Source organism: [Ruminococcus] lactaris ATCC 29176 (assembly GCF_025152405.1).
Taxonomy (GTDB): Bacteria; Bacillota; Clostridia; order Lachnospirales; family Lachnospiraceae; genus Mediterraneibacter; species Mediterraneibacter lactaris.
In genome coordinates, this window is the sequence record NZ_CP102292.1 from 601492 (window position 1) to 622090 (window position 20599).

20 protein-coding genes are annotated in these 20599 nt (G+C 43.2%); 17 read left to right on the forward strand and 3 right to left on the reverse strand.

Annotated features, from left to right (window positions below):
* Window positions 1-131 precede the first annotated feature (131 nt).
* Complete coding sequence (locus NQ541_RS02905; RefSeq protein ID WP_005609750.1) at window positions 132-1307, forward strand: ABC transporter substrate-binding protein; 1176 nt, start codon at window positions 132-134, stop codon at window positions 1305-1307.
* Between the two features lie 205 nt (window positions 1308-1512).
* On the opposite strand, the gene NQ541_RS02910 is transcribed toward NQ541_RS02905, so the two are convergent.
* The gene (locus NQ541_RS02910; protein ID WP_005609746.1) at window positions 1513-3513 is read right to left on the reverse strand and encodes an oxidoreductase; all 2001 of its coding nucleotides are present in this window, start codon (window positions 3511-3513) and stop codon (window positions 1513-1515) included.
* 238 nt (window positions 3514-3751) lie between these two features.
* Here NQ541_RS02910 and NQ541_RS02915 point away from each other — a divergent pair, with 238 nt between their 5' ends.
* A complete protein-coding gene (locus NQ541_RS02915; protein WP_023923278.1) occupies window positions 3752-4633 on the forward strand; it encodes a LysR family transcriptional regulator in 882 nt (293 codons plus the stop codon).
* Between the two features lie 63 nt (window positions 4634-4696).
* Here the strand turns inward: NQ541_RS02915 and NQ541_RS02920 are convergent, their stop codons facing one another.
* Window positions 4697-5581, reverse strand: a complete 885-nt coding sequence (locus NQ541_RS02920) for a LysR family transcriptional regulator (protein ID WP_005609739.1) — start codon at window positions 5579-5581, stop codon at window positions 4697-4699.
* Between the two features lie 250 nt (window positions 5582-5831).
* Between NQ541_RS02920 and NQ541_RS02925 the strand changes: the two genes are divergently transcribed.
* From NQ541_RS02925 to NQ541_RS02995, 15 genes are all read left to right on the forward strand, one after another.
* Window positions 5832-6710, forward strand: coding sequence for a shikimate dehydrogenase (locus NQ541_RS02925; protein ID WP_005609736.1), 879 nt, complete (start codon window positions 5832-5834; stop codon window positions 6708-6710).
* 34 nt (window positions 6711-6744) lie between these two features.
* Complete coding sequence (locus tag NQ541_RS02930; protein WP_005609734.1) at window positions 6745-7956, forward strand: MFS transporter; 1212 nt, start codon at window positions 6745-6747, stop codon at window positions 7954-7956.
* An 89-nt stretch (window positions 7957-8045) separates the two neighbouring features.
* Window positions 8046-8807: a type I 3-dehydroquinate dehydratase gene (gene aroD / locus NQ541_RS02935; RefSeq protein ID WP_023923276.1), complete on the forward strand. Its 762-nt coding sequence runs from the start codon at window positions 8046-8048 to the stop codon at window positions 8805-8807.
* A gap of 50 nt (window positions 8808-8857) precedes the next feature.
* Window positions 8858-9847 carry an alpha/beta hydrolase gene (locus NQ541_RS02940; protein ID WP_005609730.1) on the forward strand — a complete coding sequence of 330 codons (990 nt, stop codon included), beginning with the start codon at window positions 8858-8860 and terminating at the stop codon, window positions 9845-9847.
* Window positions 9848-9849: 2 nt separating this feature from the next.
* Complete coding sequence (locus NQ541_RS02945) at window positions 9850-11154, forward strand: GntP family permease (protein WP_005609729.1); 1305 nt, start codon at window positions 9850-9852, stop codon at window positions 11152-11154.
* Between the two features lie 340 nt (window positions 11155-11494).
* A complete protein-coding gene (locus tag NQ541_RS02950; protein ID WP_005609727.1) occupies window positions 11495-11986 on the forward strand; it encodes a TRAP transporter small permease in 492 nt (163 codons plus the stop codon).
* 1 nt (window position 11987) lies between these two features.
* Window positions 11988-13277 carry a TRAP transporter large permease gene (locus tag NQ541_RS02955; RefSeq protein ID WP_005609726.1) on the forward strand — a complete coding sequence of 430 codons (1290 nt, stop codon included), beginning with the start codon at window positions 11988-11990 and terminating at the stop codon, window positions 13275-13277.
* 44 nt (window positions 13278-13321) lie between these two features.
* Window positions 13322-14320, forward strand: coding sequence for a TRAP transporter substrate-binding protein (locus NQ541_RS02960; protein ID WP_023923269.1), 999 nt, complete (start codon window positions 13322-13324; stop codon window positions 14318-14320).
* A 147-nt stretch (window positions 14321-14467) separates the two neighbouring features.
* Entirely contained in the window at window positions 14468-15352 is an 885-nt protein-coding gene (locus NQ541_RS02965) for a branched-chain amino acid ABC transporter permease (RefSeq protein ID WP_005609724.1), read from the forward strand.
* 9 nt (window positions 15353-15361) lie between these two features.
* Window positions 15362-16441, forward strand: coding sequence for a branched-chain amino acid ABC transporter permease (locus NQ541_RS02970; RefSeq protein WP_023923265.1), 1080 nt, complete (start codon window positions 15362-15364; stop codon window positions 16439-16441).
* Window positions 16442-16443: 2 nt separating this feature from the next.
* On the forward strand, window positions 16444-17205 hold the full coding sequence (locus NQ541_RS02975) for an ABC transporter ATP-binding protein (RefSeq protein ID WP_005609722.1): 762 nt from the start codon (window positions 16444-16446) through the stop codon (window positions 17203-17205).
* 13 nt (window positions 17206-17218) lie between these two features.
* A complete protein-coding gene (locus tag NQ541_RS02980; RefSeq protein ID WP_023923262.1) occupies window positions 17219-17929 on the forward strand; it encodes an ABC transporter ATP-binding protein in 711 nt (236 codons plus the stop codon).
* Between the two features lie 12 nt (window positions 17930-17941).
* On the forward strand, window positions 17942-18574 hold the full coding sequence (locus NQ541_RS02985) for a cytidylate kinase-like family protein (protein ID WP_005609719.1): 633 nt from the start codon (window positions 17942-17944) through the stop codon (window positions 18572-18574).
* Between the two features lie 87 nt (window positions 18575-18661).
* Window positions 18662-19366, forward strand: coding sequence for a hypothetical protein (locus NQ541_RS02990; RefSeq protein ID WP_044940212.1), 705 nt, complete (start codon window positions 18662-18664; stop codon window positions 19364-19366).
* 16 nt (window positions 19367-19382) lie between these two features.
* Window positions 19383-19994: a 5-formyltetrahydrofolate cyclo-ligase gene (locus NQ541_RS02995; protein WP_044940216.1), complete on the forward strand. Its 612-nt coding sequence runs from the start codon at window positions 19383-19385 to the stop codon at window positions 19992-19994.
* Between the two features lie 33 nt (window positions 19995-20027).
* Here the strand turns inward: NQ541_RS02995 and lepB are convergent, their stop codons facing one another.
* Entirely contained in the window at window positions 20028-20591 is a 564-nt protein-coding gene (gene lepB / locus NQ541_RS03000; protein ID WP_044940209.1) for a signal peptidase I, read from the reverse strand.
* Window positions 20592-20599: the final 8 nt, after the last annotated feature.

The window sequence follows — 20599 nt, forward strand, 5'->3', positions numbered from 1 at the left end:
GGTTCAATAAAGTCAATGGAAATAACTATTGTAAGAAAAAAATAGAGTGCGATCCATTTTTTACTTGACAAATACAGAGAATAAGAGCTAATATATCCATGGAGAAAATTTATTTTTAGGAGGGATTATTTATGAAAATGCTGAAAAAAGCAGCAAGTATTGTACTTGCATCAGCAATGGTTGTTTCACTGGCAGCCTGCGGAAGTAGTAATGACAAAGGTTCATCAGCAGATACTGATACATTTAAGATTGGTGGAATCGGACCTACAACAGGAGATAATGCAATTTACGGAACAGCGGTAAAGAACGGAATCCAGCTTGCAGTAGACGAGATTAATGCAGCAGGAGGAATTAATGGAAAGCAGATTGAGTATAAGTTTGAGGATGACCAGTCCGATGCTGAAAAATCTGTCAATGCTTACAATACTCTGAAAGACTGGGGTATGCAGATGCTGATCGGTACGACAACATCTACACCTTGTACAGCAGTAGTTGAAGAGTCACATAACGATAATCTGTTCCAGTTGACACCGTCTGCTACAGCAGTAGAGAGTATCCAGTATGATAATGCATTCCGTATGTGCTTCTCAGACCCGAACCAGGGTAGTGCATCAGCCGACTATATTGCTGATAATAACCTGGCTAAAAAGGTAGCAGTTATCTACAACAGTTCCGATACTTATTCTTCAGGAATCTATCAGAACTTTGTTACAGAGGCAGAGAAAAAAGGCCTTGAAGTAGTAGCAGCAAAGGCATTTACAGCAGATAATAAGACTGATTTCTCAGTACAGATTCAGAAGGCAAAAGATGCCGGAGCAGAGCTGGTATTCCTTCCGATCTATTATCAGGAGGCATCCCTGATCCTTGCACAGGCAAATAAAGCAGGTTTTTCACCGAAGTGGTTCGGATGTGACGGAATGGACGGTATTCTGGATCTTGAAGGATTTGATGCTTCACTGGCAGAGAACCTGATGTTCCTGACACCATTTACAGCCAATGCTACAGATGATGCAACTCAGAAGTTCGTGGCTGATTTCAAGGACGCATTTGGTGATACACCAATCCAGTTTGCAGCAGATGCTTATGACTGTGTTTATGCAATCAAGGCAGCAGCAGAGAAAGAGAATATTACACCGGATATGAGTGCTTCTGATATTTGTGATGCACTGAAAAAAGGCATGACAGAGATCACTTATGATGGTCTTACAGGAAAGAGTATCACCTGGAGCGAGGACGGAGAGCCTACAAAAGATCCAACCGTTGTTGTAGTACAGAACGGAGAGTATCAGGTACTCGAGGCAAAATAAAAGATCAGTAAGAGAAGGTTGTCGGCAGGAAAAAGCCGTAGACAGATCATAGAAAAATGAACGAAAAAGAGAAGGTGGGAGAACGATTGATTGTTCTCCTGCCTCCTCTTTTTATACCCAGATATGCAAGAAGACCTGCCAACTGGCAGGTCTTCTGTATGGAGAGGCTCAAAGGATAACTTAACTTCTGATATTCATTCTGATCTTACAGATATCCTCTCTTCTCAAGAGTATTCAGGATGTTACGTCCTTCTTCTGTACCTTCGATGATTCGTCTTGCTCTTACGCTGTCTCCGATATTGACGATCTCGATATTCTGATCATCTTCAAAGGCATTTTTTACCTGCTGGAGAACCGGATTCTCGGCTTTCATACCCAGGCAGACAAATCCATAATCAAATGGAAGTTCTTTCAGTTCTCCGTCGGCTTCTACAAGGAAGTTGTCCGGACGGACTTCTTTCAGTGCTGTATTCGGCATCTGATGTACGCCGTATTTCTTCATTAATGTACCCATATCAACTTTGGATACCGGATCAATTCCATTTCCGATGATCGGCATCATCTCTACGATGCTGACATCTGCTCCGCGTGGAGCGAAAAATTCAACAACATCAAGACCGACAGCTCCACCACCGATAACAACCACTTTCTTTCCTGTCAGGTCAGTCGGATAGTCGTTGACATGATTGATCATGGTCAGGATAGAAGCAACTTTTCCGCCTTCTTTGTCAATGTTCTCATGCAGTCCCGGGATTGGTGGGAGCAGCGGTGAAGAACCGGTTGCGTTGACAATGATATTTGGCTTCAGGTTCTTGATAAAGTCAACATTTGCATCTGTATTTGTAAATGCAAAGAGATTTTTCAGGTTATTTGTGCGGTGGATCATATAATTCGGGAAGTCAGCAAGACGTTTCTTGTCCGGAATCTTTGAGATCTCTGCTGCAAGACCGCCAAGGTATGGTTTCTTCTCGAGAAGGAAGGTTGTACATCCGACTTCAGCGGCTGTGCAGGCAGCTTCCATTCCGGCAGTTCCACCACCGATAACAACTACGTTACAAGGTTTATTAACTTTTAATTTCTTATATCCTTCTCCGTCCGGTACATTCGGATTTACAGTACAGCGGATCGGACGGTTGATTCCGATACGGTTTCCGGCACATCCGATATTACAGGAAATACATTTACGGATATCACAAACATCCCCAAATTCTACTTTATTTACCCAGTCAGGATCAGCGATCAGTCCACGTCCCATACCGATCAGATCAGCATCACCTCTTGCAAGAATATCTTCAGCAACATGTGGGTCACGAATATTTCCCATTGTTACACATGGTTTTCCGAAACGCTCTTTTACAGCCTTTGCCATGTAAGAACGCCATCCATCCGGGAAGTGGTTGGCATCGATCTGATACTGAATTGAACCGTTCAGGCCACAGGATACATCGATTACGTCTACTTCTTTTTCAAGATATTTCAGATATTCCAAAGAATCTTCCAGTGTATTTCCACCTTCCATAAATTCGTCAGCACTGATACGGAGGAAGATTGGGAAGAATGGTCCGACCTGTCTTCTTACTTCTTCAATGACCAGGCGTGCGAATCTTGCACGGTTTTCAAGAGAACCGCCAAATTCGTCTGTTCTCTTATTTGTGATCGGTGAGAGGAACTGGCTTAACAGATAAGAATGTCCTCCGTGGATCTCTACAGTATCAAATCCGGCGATCTGAGCCCGCTTTGCTGCTTCCCCATATTTCTTTACGATTCGCATGATCTCATCTTTAGAAAGTGGACGAGGAATCTCTCCACCGGCTTTGGACGGAATATCAGAAGCGGATACCGGCTGCATATTTGTTCTTGCAGACTGTGCGGAAGCTCCTGCGTGATTGATCTGGATACCGATACATGCACCATGCTTGTGAACCGTCTCTGTCAGTTTGAAAAGACGAGGCAGGTAATTATCGTGGTCGATACGGAGCTGAGTGGTTCCGTTAGAACCTTCCGGAGAATCGACGCTGGCATTTTCTACCATAATAAGTCCTACACCGCCTTTGGCTCTCTGTTCATAATAATTAATATGGAGGAAACTCATTTCTCCACTGGATTCTCCGTAGTTCGTTCCCATTGGAGTCATCATGATACGGTTCTTCATTGTCATACGGCGAACTGTAAAAGGTTCAAAGATATGCTGATACTCTTTTTTCATAATTAGTAATCTCCTGAATTAAAATAGTGAATGAATAAATCTTGTTATAAATGTTGATTGTAAACTGCCATGAGAGGTTGCTTGACATTTGCTTAACAATCTGTTTTACAACCTGTATTATAGAAAAAAATAAAATATAAAACAAATACATATTTTCGGCAAAATTAATAGATATTATCTATGAATTGTGATATTTTATACAAAGAGGGAAAATCAGGAAGACGGAGGAAATACGGAAATGAATCTGAATCAGTTGCATTATTTTGCCAAACTTGCAGAAGTAGAACATTATACAAAGGCAGCAGAAGAACTGTCTATTTCACAGCCGAGTCTGAGTCATGCGGTCAGTTCTCTTGAGAAAGAGATCGGAACAAAGCTATTTGAAAAGCAGGGACGTGGTGTGGTTCTGACAAAGTATGGGAAGATCTTTAAAGAATATGTAGATGAGGCAATCCATTCGCTGGATACCGGGGTGAAAAAAGTACAGAGCATGACCGGACAGACAGAAGGTGTGGTGGAGCTGGCTTATATTTATACCCTTGGCAGTGGATTTGTACCGAGGCTGGTAGGAGATTTCCTGCGAACTCATGAGGAGCTGAAAGTAAAATTCCGGTTTACAGTAGGAAATACTTCAGAGATCATCCAGGGATTAAAAGAAGACCGGTTTGATATTGGTTTCTGTTCCATGGCAGAGCGGGAAGGGGAGATTGGTTTTACTCCGGTGGGGAGAGAAAAATTAGTGGTTGTTGTACCAAAGGGGCATCCTCTTTCTTATGAAAGAGCTGTAGATCTGGAGCAGGCTGCCACATATCCACAGATTTTTTATACACCGAACAGCGGATTGAGACCAGTGGTGGACCGGATGTTTGAGCAGGCAAAGCTGAATCCCAAGATTGCTTATGAAATTGAAGAAGACGGTTCTATGGCAGGACTTGTGGCAGAGAATTTCGGGATTGCCATTATGCCGGAGATCCCCATCTTATCCCAGTTGGACGTGGATGTTGTTCCTTTGCGTAACCAGGATCAGCAACGCTATATTTATATGGCACAGGGGAAGGAAAAGTACCATCCACCGCTGGTACAAAAGTTTGCAGAGTATGTAAAAAGGCGGGGAATGTAAGAAAATCCCAGGGCATCCTGGAAAAATATCAGAGAATAGATCGTTGGAAGAAGGGAAGGAACCTCACAGAGAAGTTCCTTCTTTTTTTATAAAGGAAATAAAATTGCGGACAGCAGGGATCTGATAATGCCCCCGCAGGTAGGCGAGATATACAGTATGATGGAGTGTGACATCACTTAAATGCAGCTTTTCTAATTTGAAGTGATCCAGGATCGCAACATCCGCAACAAGGGCAATCCCAAAATCTTCTGCAACAAGAGAGGCAATGGCGTTTTCATCCGGGGATTCACAGATGATATTCGGATGGAGTGTATAGGAAGTATAAGTCCGGCTGGTAAAGCGTCCAAGACCGGAAGTACGATCATAACCGATGAGCGGGTAATGTTCCAGATCATGGATGGAAACCTGCTCTTTTTTTGAAAGCGGGTGGCCAACAGGGGTGATGATGATCATTTCCTGGTTCAGGATAGGGACGAACTGGATGTCTGGTTCATCTTCTACATAAGATCCGAAAATGACATCATACTTTTCATTTTTTAATCCACGGATCATCTCTCCGGTATGGCTCTGATGGAAATTAAAGGTTACGTCTTTATTTTTCTGTGTACTGAGAAATCTGCGTACTGTATGGGGAATATAGTGTGCGGCAAGCGGAAAGACATAACCGATATCCACATGACCGGCATTCCCGGACAGTTTCTTCATATGCTTCTGGGCAAGCCGGACTTCATCAAGAATCCGGTCGGCATGCTCTAAAAAAAGTTTCCCATATTTGGTAAGGGTGACGGTACGCCCCTTTCGTTCAAAGAGGATGATACCAAGCTCCTCTTCCAGTACTGCGATGGAACGGCTTAAGCTGGGCTGTGAAATAGACAGCTCGGCTGCAGCCAGGCGGAAGTGCTGGTGGCGGGCAACGGTCTGAAAATAGAGAATCTGATTGAGTGTCATAGGGAGTCTCCTTTCTTTTCATACAGTAGTGGTCTGTTAGTAGAAGTATACTATAACTGATAGCAAAAAGCTATTAAAAATAAAAAAAAGATATATTAGAAGTATTGGAAAAATGCTCGTATAATAGGAGGCAGAGAGGTTGTTTGATAATTAACAAACTACATACCGCAGGAAGCGGTGAAAAAATTATCATTCATATTAATATTAAAAGATGGCAGAGGGCTATCAGATTTAAAAGGAGAGAAAAATCATGGCAGAGAGAATCACAGGACACACAGAATTAATCGGACTTATGGCTTACCCGATCAGACATTCAAGTTCACCGGCAATGCATAATGAAGCATTTGCAACACTTGGTCTTGATTATGCTTACCTTGCATTTGAAGTTGACAACAGCACACTGGAAGATGCGATCAAAGGACTTCGTGCTTTAAAGATGGTAGGATCTAACGTTTCTATGCCAAATAAGACAGTAGTTGGACAGTATCTGGACGAACTGTCACCGGCAGCAGAGATGTGTGGAGCAGTTAATACAATCGTAAATGATAACGGAAAACTGATCGGACATATCACAGACGGAATCGGATTTATGCAGGCATTAAAGGATAATGATATTGATGTGATCGGAAAGAAAATGACGATCTGCGGAGCAGGCGGAGCTGCAACAGCAATCGAAATCCAGGCAGCACTTGACGGAGTAAAAGAAATCTCCATCTTCAATATCCATGATAAGTTCTGGGATAATGCAGTAGAGACTGTAAAGAAGATCAATGAAAAGACAGAGTGCAAAGCTACATTATATGATTTAGATGATAAAGAGAAATTAAAAGAAGAGATGGATTCTTCTTACCTGTTTGTAAACGGAACAGGTGTTGGAATGAAGCCGTTAGAGGATCTGTCAGTTGTTCCTGACAAGTCATTCTTCCGTCCGGAACTGATCGTTGTTGATGTACCATATTCTCCACTTGAGACAAAGATGCGTAAGATGGCAAAAGAAGCTGGATGCAAGACAATGAACGGACTTGGAATGATGCTGTTCCAGGGAGCTGCTGCATTCAAGCTCTGGACAGGAAAAGAGATGCCGATCGACCACATGAAGGAAGTCCTGAACATCAGATATGATGACTAAGGATCAGAAAGAGAATTGAGAGGGAATCATCATTATGAATAAGAAATATATGCCAAGTGCATTGATTTTGTATTTAAATTATTTTATCCATGGTATTGGCTGTTCCATTCTGGGACAGGCTGTTATAAAAGAAGCTCTTGCCGCATCCTGGGGTGTAGAGGCAATGGCGATCACTGCAATCTCAGCGGCATTAGGACTCGGACGTCTGATCGCCCTGCCGTTTGCAGGTCCGTTATCTGACAAACTGGGACGCCGCATTTCTACTGCAATCGGAAGTGGTTCTTATGCAATCTACCTGATCGGTCTTGCACTTGCATTTAATGCAGGAACAAATGGTGGATATACGATCGCTTATGTATGTGCGATCATCGGAGGTATTGCAAACTCCTTCCTGGATACAGGAATTTATCCGGCAGTTGCAGAGATCATCTACAAAGCACCGGGTGTTGCTACAATGGGAATTAAATTTTTCATTGCCATCGCACAGATGATCCTTCCGTTTGTATTGGGAGCAACTGTTGCTACAACAGCTACAGGACTGGTTTCCTATAATATGCTGTTTTATATCTGCGGTGTTATTTATGTAGTACTGCTTGTACTGGTTATGCTTTTCCCACTTCCTGATGCAGATCAGAAAGCAGCAGGAAAGAAGGAAGGTCTGATCGACAGCTTAAAACATACTCATTTCTCTATCGAGTCTGTAGCTATGATCCTGATCGGATTTACCTGCACGGGAACATTCCAGTTATGGCTTAACTGTGCACAGAACTTTGCAAAAGAGAATGTAGGCTGGGCTGATCCGTCCATCATGCAGACATATTATTCAGCAGGAACACTGATCGCACTGGTTGTGACAGCACTGCTGACAAGAAAGATCAAAGATGTACGTTTTATCGTGGCATATCCGGTGATCTGCCTGGCAACACTGATCGTTGTACTGGTAGGACAGAGCAAGCCGCTGATGATCGCAGGAGCATTTATCATCGGATGGGCAGGAGCAGGCGGACTGCTTCAGATCGCAACTTCTGTATGCAATATGCTTTTCCCGAAGATCAAGGGAACGATCACAGCTCTGATTATGATCGCATCCTCACTTTGTAACTACACGATCCTTACAGCAGCAGCAAAGATGCAGCCATCCCAGGTTATGGTAATGAACATTGTTCTTACAGCAGTAGGCGTGGCACTGGGACTTTTTGTAAATGTAAGATATGGTGTACTTCTGAAAAATGCAGAGGAAGCATAAATAAGAAAATTGTAAAAATGAAACCTGTACCGGAGCAGAACGACCGGTGCGGGTTCCCCTCCAAAGAAGTCATAGAAAGGAATAGTATTATGAATACTGTAAAAGTAAGAAATATTGAAATTGGTGCAGGAATCCCGAAAATCTGTGTACCGATCGTTGGGGTAACAAGAGAAGAAATCCTTGCAGCAGCAGAAACTATCAAATCTACAAAGGCCGATGTTGTTGAGTGGCGTGTAGACTGGTATGAAGATATTTTCGATTTTGCAAAGACAGAAGAGACAATGAAAGCTCTTCGTGAGGTACTTGGTGAGACTCCGATCCTGTTCACATTCCGTACATCCAAAGAAGGCGGAGAGAAATCCATTGAGACAGAAACTTATGTAGAACTGAATCAGAATGCGGCAAAAACAGGACTGGTTGACCTTGTAGACGTAGAAGCGTTTACAGGAGATGATGCGGTGAAAGCAGTTGTTGAGACAGCACATGCAAATGGTGTAAAAGTCATTGCTTCTAATCACGATTTCCATAAGACTCCTGCAAAGGACGAAATCGTATCCCGTTTAAGAAAAATGCAGGAATTAGGAGCAGATATTCCAAAGATCGCTGTAATGCCTCAGAATAAGAAAGATGTTCTGACACTTCTTTCTGCTACAGAGGAAATGGCATCAGAATATGCAGACCGTCCGATCATTACAATGTCCATGTCAGGAACCGGTGTGATCAGTCGTCTTTGCGGTGAAGTATTCGGTTCAGCACTGACATTTGGAGCAGTTGGAAAAGTATCCGCTCCGGGACAGATGGGAATTGAAGATTTGACAACAGTTCTTGGCCTGCTTCATAAGAGTCTGTAAGGATCAGGATTTATAAAACAGCATTCGAATTATTACTGGGAGGAGAGAAAATGACAGGGATGAACAACAGAGAGACATTTCTGAAGACAGAGCCGGAGATGGATATCACGCAGTTTGCAAAGACCGAACTGGATCTTGTCTATGCAGATGAGTCACCGAACCAGATTCTGGATGTTTTTTATCCGGAAGACGGAGAAGGCCCATATCCGCTGGTGATCGTATTCCATGGTGGAGCTTTTGCGGCGGGACACAAGAGGACACATTACATTAAGTCAATGTGTCTGCCTGTGACACAGGGATACGCAGTTGCAACGGTAGAGTATCGTCTTTTACAGGAAGCAAAATGGCCGGCACAGCTAATCGACGGAAAAGCAGCAATCCGCTATCTGCGTGCCAATGCAGAGAAACTGAATTTAGACCCGGATCGGTTTGCAGTATGGGGAAATTCAGCAGGCGGTACAGTGACGCAGCTTCTGGCAGTGACAGCAGACGAGGAAGACATGGATGATCTGAATGTCGGAGTAAAAGCATCTTCAAAGATCGACTGTGCCATTGCATGGTATACGATCAGTGAGCTTTGTTCTGCAGAGCAGTTCGGAACAGACATTTATGAAGTGCGTAAGCAGACCGGTGCAGGCAAGGGAATGATGCCGGGTGACGGAGAATCAAATGACTCAATGTTTACGATGCTGCTGGGATATAATCCACTGTATTATCCGGAACGTACAAGTAAGGTAAGCCCGATCAGTCATGTAAAGGAAAGTTGTCCGCCAATGCTGATTCAGCATGGAACAAATGACCTGGTCATCGACTATCATCAGTCTGTCTACATGGCAGAAAAGGTAAAAGCTGTCTGCGGAGAAGACCGCGTGGAGCTGGATCTCTTTGAAAATGAACCGCATGGTTCTCAGGTAATCAAGGCAGATCAGAATATTGAGAAGTGTATCGACTTTCTTGATAAACATTTTTACGAAGGAAAGAACCCATACCGGAAGCCGCTTGGCAAGATTCGGATCGTGGGTGAGAATGAGGACAAATAATTATGGCAACAACAATATCAGTCATCGGATTATTGCTGGCAGCAATCATCTTTGTAGTAGCAATCTGGAAGGGACTTGATGTATTTACATCTACGATTCTGGTTTCATTTATCATTATCCTGACAAGCTGGATGGACTGGTGGACATCACTGAGTTCTTATGCAGAGGGGTATGTAGGATTTATTCAGAACAATGTATTTGTACTTGTAATCGGAGCAGTGTTTGGGGAACTGATGGCAGCATCAGGTTGTGCTGAATCCATTGCAAATGTAGTTACAGAAAAAATGGGTGCAAAACGAGTTATCCTGTCTATCGCACTGATCACAACGGTATTCGTATATGTGGGAGTATCAGGATTTGTAGTACTTTTCGTACTGGCACCGATCGCAACGATCATGATGAAGCAGGCAGGATACCCATACCGTATGATTCCGGGAATCATCTTTATCGGAGCAACCTGCTCAGCAATGATCCCGTATGCCATCAATATTACAAACATCATGCCGGCACAGTATCTCGGAACTTCCATGGGATCAGCACCGATCCTTGGATGGGTCGCTTTCGTGGTATCTTTTGCAGTGGGATATTTTTACATGGTTCATGCAGCAAAAAAAGCAGCGATCAAAGAGGGAACAGCAATCGATGAATCCCAGCCAGTTAAGATCCAGCCGACAAGAGATGATCTTCCGTCTTTCTGGGTAGCACTGATCCCGTTTATCCTGGTTGTAGTACTGGTACTTGCTCTTTCTAACCTGACAGATATGAATACAAATGCAATCGTTGTACTGAGTATGTTTGTTGGTTCTGTTGTGATTGTTCTGTTCTGTCATAAACAGGTCGGAAGTGTGGCAAAGATTCTTGAAAAGGGTGTAAATAATGGAATCGGAGCAACTGTAATGGCAGCAGCGATTCTTGGATTTTCAGGCGTACTTCAGTCCTGTCCGGGATTCCAGTCCATTATCAACTTTGTAATGGGTCTGAAGATGAACCCGTATCTGACAGAGTTCTTCGGACTGAATATCCTTGCCGGTATCCTTGGAAGCGGAACCTCTTCCATCGCCATGTTCTTTGAACATTTGTCAGACGGTCTGCTTGCAAAGGGTGCAAGTGCAGGAGCACTTCACAGACTGGCACCGGCATGTGCAACCGGTATGAATACACTGCCAAATGCAGGTGGAATGGTTGCACAGCTCCGCTGGATGAAACTGTCACTGGCAGAAAGTTACTGGTATGTATTTATGACATCCGTACTTGCTCCAATGATCGGTTCACTGGCAGCAGTAATTGTAGCTATGATCATCTATTAATGGATTTATAAGATGCCAGGGTTGTGGGAGTGCGTAGCACGGAGAGCAATCCGTAGGCATCAAAGTTGGGGGCTTTTGACCCCGACATCTTTATAAGTGAATTTAGAAAAATAAAAAGAAAACTGATAGTTTGGATCAATTCGGGGGAGTTATCGATGGAGTCTGAGGTATCAGTTTTTTTGTGTGAAGTATACGACAAAAAGATCCGGGGAATCCTTTTTAGTTATGGTGGCAGAAGAAATTGAGAGGATGGACAGAAAAAATAAAAAATGATATATTTTTTGATATAGTCTTTTTTTAACGAAAAAGATATGATGAAAATTAAGGAAAAGGTGATGAGATGAAAAAAGCATTACAATGGTTAGATGAGAACCTGGAAGAAGTATTACTGGTCATTGCACTTGCAGCCATGGCAGTGATCATGGGAATACAGGTCATTGCAAGATATATATTCGGAGCTTCACTTTCCTGGTCGGAAGAACTGACCCGGTATATATTTATCTGGGCAGGATTCCTGAGTGTGAGTTATTGTACGAAAAAATGTATTTCTATCAAGATCGAGCAGTTTGTGGCGATGTTCCCAAAGAGGGGAAAAGCCATTTTCAAAGGAGTGAATCATACATTTGAACTGATCTTATTTCTTTATCTGATCCCGTTTGCATGGAAATATCTGTTGTCTGCAATCGCAAATGGACAGACAAGCCCGGCAATGGGAATCCCGATGTACTATGTGCAGGCAGCACCGTTGATGGGATTTATCCTGTCAGCGATCCGGGTATTCCAGAGATGGATCATTGAGTGGAAGAGAGTATTCAGGAAGGGAGGAGAATGATATGCCGGCGGTGGTTGTATTTTTGATTTTTGTGATCTGTCTGATCCTTGCGATTCCGGTATCCATATCTCTCGGAATTGCATCGGTACTTCCGGGAGCGGTAGATCCGTCCTTTACAGCAAGCGGAACTTATGTCATCCGTTCTATGCTTGGAGGAATCGACAGTTTCCCTTTGCTTGCAGTTCCGATGTTCGTACTTTCAGGAATTATCATGGCACGGGGTGGGATTTCAAGAAAATTATTTGATGTATTTGCTTATTTTATGGGAAAGAGAACCGCCGGGATGCCATGTGCAGTGGTTGTGACCTGTCTGTTTTACGGAGCGATTTCGGGATCAGCACCGGCTACGGTAGCCGCAGTAGGAAGTATGACGATCCCGATCCTTATGGAGATGGGATATGATAAGAAGTTTTCGACAGCTCTTGTGGCGGTTGCAGGCGGCCTGGGTGTTATTATTCCGCCAAGTATTCCGTTTATCATGTATGGAACGGCATCCGGTGCATCAGTCAGTGACCTCTTCATTGCAGGGATCATTCCGGGGGTAATGATCGGCGGTCTTCTGATGGTGTACGCGATCTACTATTGTAAAAAGCATGGGGAAGATCAGGAAAAGAAGCTGGCAATGGTCGGAAAGCTGCATGATAAGGGGCTTTTAAGGGTGTTAAAGGACAGTGCTTTTGCACTGCTCAGTCCGGTGATCATTCTTGGATGTATTTATACCGGTGTGGCATCTCCGACAGAGGCAGCAGTTATTTCGGTTTTTTACGCACTGATCATCAGTTTATTTGTCTATAAAAGTATTAAGATCAGAGATATCTGGACCATTATGGTAGAAGCAATCAGGACGTATGCACCGATCCTTTTTATTCTTGCTGCATCCATTGCATTTTCAAGAGTACTGACACTGATGCAGGTGCCGCAGGAAATCAGTGCATGGATCCTTGCACATTTTACGAATAAGATTGTCTTACTTCTTGTACTCAACGTATTTTTACTGATCGTTGGAATGGTGATGGATACAACTCCGGCAATCCTGATCCTGACACCGATCCTGCTCCCGATCGTTGAGGCAGTGGGGATCCATCCGATCCACTTTGGTATTGTCATGGTTGTCAATCTGGCAATCGGATTTGTAACACCGCCGATCGGAGTGAATTTATTTGTGGCAAGTTCACTGACAGATGTACCGGTGATGGAGATCGCAAAGAAAGCGATGCCGATGATCCTCTATTTCTTTGCTGCATTGCTGATCGTTACCTTTGTGCCGGCAGTAAGTCTTGCGTTATTGTAGAAATGCTGTTACAGGAAATGACATGGAAGGAGACAGATACAGATATGAAATATAGAAGACTGACAGGCGTGATGGTGAGCGTTGCCTTCCTGGGGCTGCTTACGGGGTGTGCCGGAAAAGAAAGTACAGAACAGCGGTATGCATATCCGCTCGGAACAGCCAGCCCTGAGGATACAGTGACGCAGATCTATGCGGAAAAATTCGCAGAAGAAGCGGACAGACTCAGTGACGGAAGGATCAAGATCACAGTATATCCGAACAGTGTACTTGGCGGGGACAGAGAACTGCTGGAGAGCTGCTATGACGGAGATATCCCATTTGTAGTACAGAATACAGCACCACAGGTTAATTTTATTGATGATACAGCAATCTTTGATGCACCGTGTGTGTTTGATGATATTGAAGAGCTGAGAGATAAGGTAGATCAGCCGGAGTTCCTGAGCCGGATGCAGGAGTCATACCGGGATGCGGGATATGAACTGCTGGGATATGCAGATCAGGGATTCCGCGTCATGTCCAGCAATAAGGAGGTCAGCAGTTTTTCAGATTTTAAAGGACAGAAGATCCGTACAATGGAAGATCCGTACCAGTTGAGCTTCTGGAAAAAGCTGAAAGCAAATCCGACTCCCATGAGCTTCAGTGAGGTGTATATCGGATTGCAGCAGCATACGATTGATGCACAGGAAAATCCATACGAAGTGATCGTTTCAAACCGGTTGTATGAGCAGCAGGATTACATTATTGAAACGAATCATGTACCGCATCTGATTTCATTGATCGTGAGTGAAGATTTTTATAAAAAGCTTTCAGAAGAGGATCAGAAGATCCTGCGTGAGGCAGAAGAGATTGCCAAGGAATATGCAAGAGAGAAGTCAGATGAGAGAATCAGTGAGAAGATCCGTGAGATCGAGGAGAGCGGAACCAAGATTATAACGCCTGATGAAGAGACAAGAGAGCAGATGAAAGAGGCGAGTACTCCGGTGTATGACCAAATTGAAAAAGTGACAGATCCGGAATTATTTCATCTTTATACAGGAAGATAAATAGATGTCGGGGTCAAAAGCCAAAGAAGGCCGCAGGAAAAATGAAAGCAAAGACAGAGTGCATTCTATTTTTCTTGCGGCTGATTTTGTGATGTGATATAATGAAAAAAGCAAACTACAATAAAATAGGATGAGAGGAAAAGGAATATGAGTTTTATATCGTATTTGGTAAACGGACTTAGTCTGGGCAGCGTTTATGCACTCATTGCTCTTGGTTATACGATGGTATATGGAATTGCCAAGATGCTGAATTTTGCTCATGGTGATGTGATCATGATCGGTGCATATGTTGCTCTCGTCAGCATGAATCAGGCAGGGATGCCGGTTCCGGCTGCAGTATTGATCTCGATTGTTGTGTGTACAGTCCTGGGAGTTGTGATGGAGCGGATTGCTTATAAACCATTGAGGAACGCATCCTCTTCCCTGGCAGTACTGATCACAGCGATCGGTGTCAGCTATCTGTTACAGAATGTGGCACTTCTGATCTTTGGAGCGAATGCGAAGACATTTCCTTCAGTGATCAAATGGAAAGGCATTTCTGTTGCAGGAGGAGAACTGAAGATTTCAGGAGAGACGATCGTCACGATCGTCGTGTGCGTGGTGATTATGGTCGTGCTGATGGCATTTGTGCAGAAGACAAAGCCGGGACAGGCGATGCGTGCAGTATCAGAGGACAGAGGTGCGGCACAGTTAATGGGAATCAATGTAAACGGAACGATCGCCCTTACATTTGCAATCGGTTCAGGACTGGCGGCAGTTGCCGGGGTTCTTCTTTGTTCCACGTATCCGAGTCTCACACCGTATACAGGAGCAATGCCGGGAATCAAAGCGTTTGTTGCAGCAGTATTTGGTGGAATCGGATCGATCCCGGGAGCGTTTATCGGAGGAATCCTGCTGGGACTGATCGAAATTTTCAGTAAGGCATATATTTCTTCCCAGATGGCAGATGCAATCGTGTTTGCAGTACTGATCGTTGTGCTGCTGGTGAAACCTACCGGACTTTTAGGTAAGCAGATTCAGGAGAAAGTGTAGGTGGATGGGATGTTAAAAAAGATGAATAAGACGACAAAAAATAACCTGATCACGTACGCTATGGTGATCCTCGCATTTGTGATCATGCAGATATTGATCAGTGCAGGAAGTATTTCGAGCCTTCTTCAGGGGCTGATGGTACCGTTATGCACCTATATTATTCTTGCAGTTTCACTGAACCTGGTTGTTGGTATCCTGGGAGAGCTGAGTCTTGGTCATGCAGGTTTTATGTGCGTTGGTGCATTTACAAGTGCCTTCTTTTCAAAATGTACAAGAGATGTGATCGCTTCAGATGGTCTGCGGTTTTTTCTGGCACTTCTGATCGGAATCGTGACAGCAGCGATTTTCGGTATGCTGATCGGAATCCCGGTACTGAGACTGAAAGGTGATTACCTTGCCATTGTAACGCTGGCATTTGGTGAGATTATCAAAAATATGGTGAATGTACTTTATATCGGAAAAGATTCCAAGGGGTTCCATGTGACGACAAAGGATGTTATGGCATTGAATATGGATGCTGATGGAACGGTGATCCTGAACGGACCACAGGGAATTACGGGAACACCGAAGAACTCTACATTTGTGATCGGCTTTATCCTGATCCTGCTGACATTGTTTATCGTGCAGAACCTGATCAATTCAAGAGATGGACGTGCGATCATGGCGATTCGTGATAACCGTATTGCGGCAGAATCAATCGGAATCAACATTACGAAATATAAGCTGATGGCATTTACCATCTCTGCGGCAATGGCAGGGGCAGCAGGTGTCCTGTATGCACATAATATATCTACGCTGACAGCGAATACGAACAACTTTGGATACAATATGTCCATTACAATCCTGGTATTTGTAGTACTTGGCGGAATCGGAAATATCCGCGGCTCAATCATTGCGGCAGTGATCCTGACGCTTCTGCCGGAGCTTCTCCGTGGAATGAAGGACTACCGTATGCTGATCTATGCGATCGTGCTGATCGTCATGATGCTCTTTAACTGGTCTCCAAAAGCGATTGAGTGGAGAGAAAAACTCAATGACTGGAGAAAGAAGCATTTTAGTTTCGGGAAAAAAGCAAAGGAGGTTGAATAAGAATGAGTATCTTGTTGGATGTAAAAAATCTGGGAATCTCTTTCGGTGGTCTCCGTGCTGTAAATGAATTTGATCTTACGATTCAGAAAGAACAGCTTTATGGTCTGATCGGACCAAATGGTGCAGGAAAGACGACCGTATTTAACCTTCTGACCGGAGTTTATAAGCCGGATGCAGGAAAGGTGATACTTGACGGAAAAGATATTACCGGTGAACGGAATATTGAGATCAGTAAAGCAGGGATTGCGAGAACGTTTCAGAATATCCGTCTTTTCAAGCAACTGAGTGTCCTGGACAATGTAAAAGCAGGACTGCATAATCATCATCCGTATTCGACTCTGAGTGGAATCTTACGTCTTCCGAGTTACAGGAAGGTGGAAAAAGAGATGGACGACAGAGCTATGGAACTGTTGAAAGTATTTGATCTTGAAAAATATGCAGATCATCAGGCTGCCAATCTTCCGTATGGACAGCAGAGAAAGCTTGAGATCGCAAGAGCCCTCGCTACAGACCCGAAGCTGTTGCTTCTGGATGAGCCGGCAGCAGGTATGAACCCGAATGAGACCGGAGAACTGATGGATATGATCCGTTTCGTCAGAGATGAATTTCATATGACGATTTTGCTGATCGAGCATGATATGAAACTTGTAAGCGGAATCTGCGAGGAACTGACAGTTCTTAATTTCGGTGAAGTTCTTGCACAGGGAAAGACGAGTGATGTACTCAATGACCCGAAAGTCATTACGGCATATCTTGGAGAGTAAGGAGGAAAAAGCTATGGCAATGCTTGAAGTCAGAGACTTACAGGTATATTATGGAATGATCCATGCGATCAAAGGCATCTCCTTCGACGTAAATCAGGGGGAAGTTATTGCTCTGATCGGAGCAAATGGTGCAGGAAAGACGACAACTCTGCATACGATCACAGGACTGCTTGCACCAAAGTCAGGATCGGTTTTATTTGAAGGAAAAGATATCACGAAAGTACCTGCTCATAAGATCGTATCCATGGGAATGGCACATGTCCCTGAAGGAAGACGTGTTTTCGCGGAGTTAAGTGTATATGAGAACCTGAAAATGGGAGCATATACAAGGAAAGATAAGAAAGAGATTGAAGAAAGTCTTGCAAATGTATACAAAAGATTCCCGCGTCTGGAAGAACGGAAAAACCAGATGGCAGGAACTCTGAGTGGTGGAGAACAGCAGATGCTTGCAATGGGGCGTGCATTGATGTCAAAGCCGAAGATCATCCTGATGGATGAACCGTCCATGGGACTTTCACCGATCTTTGTAAATGAAATCTTTGATATTATCCGTGCGGTAAGTGAGAGTGGAACAACGGTTCTTCTGGTAGAGCAGAATGCGAAGAAAGCACTTTCTATTTCAGACAGGGCTTATGTGCTTGAGACAGGAACGATCACGATGTCCGGCAAGGCGAAAGATCTGTTGGAGGATGAAGCCGTTAAAAAGGCATACTTAGGTGAATAGGAGGGATATCTCATGGGTGAGAATATTGTAATTACGATCGCCAGGCAGTATGGTAGTGGTGGAAAGACGATAGGTGCAATGCTTGCAAAGGAGCTGGGAATCAACTGTTATAGCAGGGAGATCCTTAAGATGGCTTCAGAGGAAAGCGGAATTAATGAAGGCTTATTCGGGATGTCAGATGAAAAGATCAAGAAAGCTCCATGGTTTAAGATTCTGAACCGTCCGTATGACGGAGAGCTTCTTACTCCTGAAGACAGAGATTTTGTATCAGATGATAACCTGTTCAATTATCAGGCAAAGGTGATCCGGGATCTGGCAGAAAAGGAATCCTGTGTAATCGTAGGAAGATGTGCAGATTATGTCCTGAAAGAAAATCCGAATGTAGTCAGTGTCTTTATACATGCAGATAAGAAGTTCTGCCTGGAGCGTGCTTTAGAGCGTAACAGCATGACAGAAAAAGAGATGCAGAAATATATTGAAAAGACGGATCGGTTCAGAGGTGATTTCTACAGATATCATACCGGAAATGAATGGGCAGATGCAAGGAATTATGATTTATGTCTTAACAGTGGAAAACTTGGATTCCAAAAGTGCGTAGAAGAAATTAAATCGTATATTAAGATACGATTTAATGACAAAAATTAAAAGAAAAAATGCGACAGGATTCTCCTTTTTTCATGATGATAAAGTGCTATACTGATGCAGATCATTATGAAAAGAGGAGGATTTTTTATGGATGAAAAGAATAAAAAGAATAAGTGGAAGAACAAGAAAATCCTGGGATGTATTTTGACTGTGATTATCATGGTGGCTACGGCAGCGGGAATTTATTTTTATATGAATCGCTTTGATCCTGTCCGTTATGTGCAGGCTGTGCTGGATGTTTCTTATAAAGAAGAAACTGAGGAGTACAGTAAAATGACGGGAACTTCCAGAAAAGAAGCGGAGGCTGTCTTTGAAAAAAATCTGGATGTAACCATGGAGAAATTCCATTCATCAGCTATTTCGGAGGAATTGGAAAAGAAGTACAGGATACTTTTTACACAGATCGTCAGGCAGGTTAATTATCAGATCGGAGAAAGTGAAAAGCAGAAAGACGGAAGTTATATAGTTGAACTTGAGATCAGACCGGTCACACTGTTTTCTGATACATATGAGACATTTCAAAGCAAGGCAGAAGAGTATGCACAATCAATTACCAACAAGGTAATGAAAGGAATGGAAATTCCATCGGAAGAAGAGATGCAGGGACAGGTATATCAGATTTATTATGATGTATTGAACGAAGCTTTGCAGGAAGGGATTCGGTATGGGGATAAGAAGAAACTGAAGCTCCATGTCGAAAAGGGAGAGGACGGAGCATATGAGATCCGGGAAAAAGACCGCAGGAAGCTGGATCAACTTCTGGTAGAAAATGCAGGAAAAAATTCAGCTTAAAAAGGAAATGTGCAAAATGGATACAAAAAATGAAATAATAAAAGAACAAAAGAAAGAATTAAGAACTAAAGTAAAGGAAAAAATATCTAAACTATCCAGACGAGAAACTGAAGAGTCGGATAAAAAAATCCTGCATCAGATAAAATCTCTTGCAGAATATAAAAATGCCGACACAATTTTCTGTTATGTCAGTACAGAAAAAGAAATTAATACCATTCCGCTTTTGCAGGAAATACTGGACAGTGGAAAAAGACTGGGTGTTCCTAAATGTACCGGAAAAGGAATAATGGATGCCTATGAAATTCAGAATTTAGAACAGTTAAAAATTGGATCCTACGGAATCCTGGAGCCGGGAGAAGAATGTGATATCATCCTTGATCCGACAGAAATCCAGTTTGCGATCATCCCATGTATTTCCTGTAACCGGAAGGGTGAACGGCTCGGACATGGCGGGGGGTATTATGACCGTTATCTTGAGAAAATGCCGGAAGACTGTGAAAAAGCAATTCTGTGCAGAGAAAGTCTGATGTGTGATGAAATTCCAACAGAGGAACATGATGAGCGGATGGATCTGGTGATATCAGAAAACGGGATTATCAGAATAAAAAAAGAGGTGTGCGAAATATGATTTTCATTTTCGCACACCTTTTTTGATAAAATCTTATTCAAGAATTTTAAATTCAGAAATCGGCCAGTAGCGGAAGATCGCCTTTCCGAGAATCTCATCTTTTGTAACAAAAGTATTGGTCCAGTAGCGAGAATCTTTGGAGTCATTGCGGTTGTCTCCCATGACAAAATAACTGTTCTCCGGTACTGTATACGGACCGAAAGATCCGACCATGGTTTCTTTCGTCTGCACATCCTCAAGTGGTTCATCAGAACCATTCAGATAGATCTTTCCATCCCGGATCTCAACCGTTTCTCCGGGAAGTCCGATGATCCTTTTGATGAATAACTGACTTTCGTCATCCGGATAGCGGAAAATAATAATATCAAACCGCTGCGGATCGCTGAAACTGTATGCAAACCGGTTCCCAATGACGCGGTCACCGGTCATAATCGTATTTTCCATAGATCCGGAAGGAATCTGAGCATTTACAATAACGAAATTATCTATAGCCAGTGCAATCAGAACAGCAGCAACAATGGCGGCTACCCACTGAAATAATTCTCTTGCTGTGGAAACTGACTCTTCTTTCTCTTTTCTTTTATGCCGTATATTCATAAATGATA

Excerpts from the sequence above, each read along its gene's own strand:
- NQ541_RS02990 (WP_044940212.1), top strand. The coding sequence starts at position 18,662 with ATGGATGAAAAGAATAAAAAGAATAAGTGGAAGAACAAGAAAATCCTG.
- NQ541_RS02970 (WP_023923265.1), top strand. The coding sequence starts at position 15,362 with ATGTTAAAAAAGATGAATAAGACGACAAAAAATAACCTGATCACGTAC.
- NQ541_RS02905 (WP_005609750.1), top strand. The coding sequence starts at position 132 with ATGAAAATGCTGAAAAAAGCAGCAAGTATTGTACTTGCATCAGCAATG.
- NQ541_RS02910 (WP_005609746.1), bottom strand. The coding sequence starts at position 3,513 with ATGAAAAAAGAGTATCAGCATATCTTTGAACCTTTTACAGTTCGCCGT.
- aroD (WP_023923276.1), top strand. The coding sequence starts at position 8,046 with ATGAATACTGTAAAAGTAAGAAATATTGAAATTGGTGCAGGAATCCCG.
- NQ541_RS02980 (WP_023923262.1), top strand. The coding sequence starts at position 17,219 with ATGGCAATGCTTGAAGTCAGAGACTTACAGGTATATTATGGAATGATC.
- NQ541_RS02995 (WP_044940216.1), top strand. The coding sequence starts at position 19,383 with ATGGATACAAAAAATGAAATAATAAAAGAACAAAAGAAAGAATTAAGA.
- NQ541_RS02920 (WP_005609739.1), bottom strand. The coding sequence starts at position 5,581 with ATGACACTCAATCAGATTCTCTATTTTCAGACCGTTGCCCGCCACCAG.
- NQ541_RS02965 (WP_005609724.1), top strand. The coding sequence starts at position 14,468 with ATGAGTTTTATATCGTATTTGGTAAACGGACTTAGTCTGGGCAGCGTT.
- NQ541_RS02930 (WP_005609734.1), top strand. The coding sequence starts at position 6,745 with ATGAATAAGAAATATATGCCAAGTGCATTGATTTTGTATTTAAATTAT.
- NQ541_RS02950 (WP_005609727.1), top strand. The coding sequence starts at position 11,495 with ATGAAAAAAGCATTACAATGGTTAGATGAGAACCTGGAAGAAGTATTA.
- NQ541_RS02955 (WP_005609726.1), top strand. The coding sequence starts at position 11,988 with ATGCCGGCGGTGGTTGTATTTTTGATTTTTGTGATCTGTCTGATCCTT.
- NQ541_RS02940 (WP_005609730.1), top strand. The coding sequence starts at position 8,858 with ATGACAGGGATGAACAACAGAGAGACATTTCTGAAGACAGAGCCGGAG.
- NQ541_RS02915 (WP_023923278.1), top strand. The coding sequence starts at position 3,752 with ATGAATCTGAATCAGTTGCATTATTTTGCCAAACTTGCAGAAGTAGAA.
- NQ541_RS02985 (WP_005609719.1), top strand. The coding sequence starts at position 17,942 with ATGGGTGAGAATATTGTAATTACGATCGCCAGGCAGTATGGTAGTGGT.
- NQ541_RS02945 (WP_005609729.1), top strand. The coding sequence starts at position 9,850 with ATGGCAACAACAATATCAGTCATCGGATTATTGCTGGCAGCAATCATC.
- lepB (WP_044940209.1), bottom strand. The coding sequence starts at position 20,591 with ATGAATATACGGCATAAAAGAAAAGAGAAAGAAGAGTCAGTTTCCACA.
- NQ541_RS02960 (WP_023923269.1), top strand. The coding sequence starts at position 13,322 with ATGAAATATAGAAGACTGACAGGCGTGATGGTGAGCGTTGCCTTCCTG.
- NQ541_RS02925 (WP_005609736.1), top strand. The coding sequence starts at position 5,832 with ATGGCAGAGAGAATCACAGGACACACAGAATTAATCGGACTTATGGCT.
- NQ541_RS02975 (WP_005609722.1), top strand. The coding sequence starts at position 16,444 with ATGAGTATCTTGTTGGATGTAAAAAATCTGGGAATCTCTTTCGGTGGT.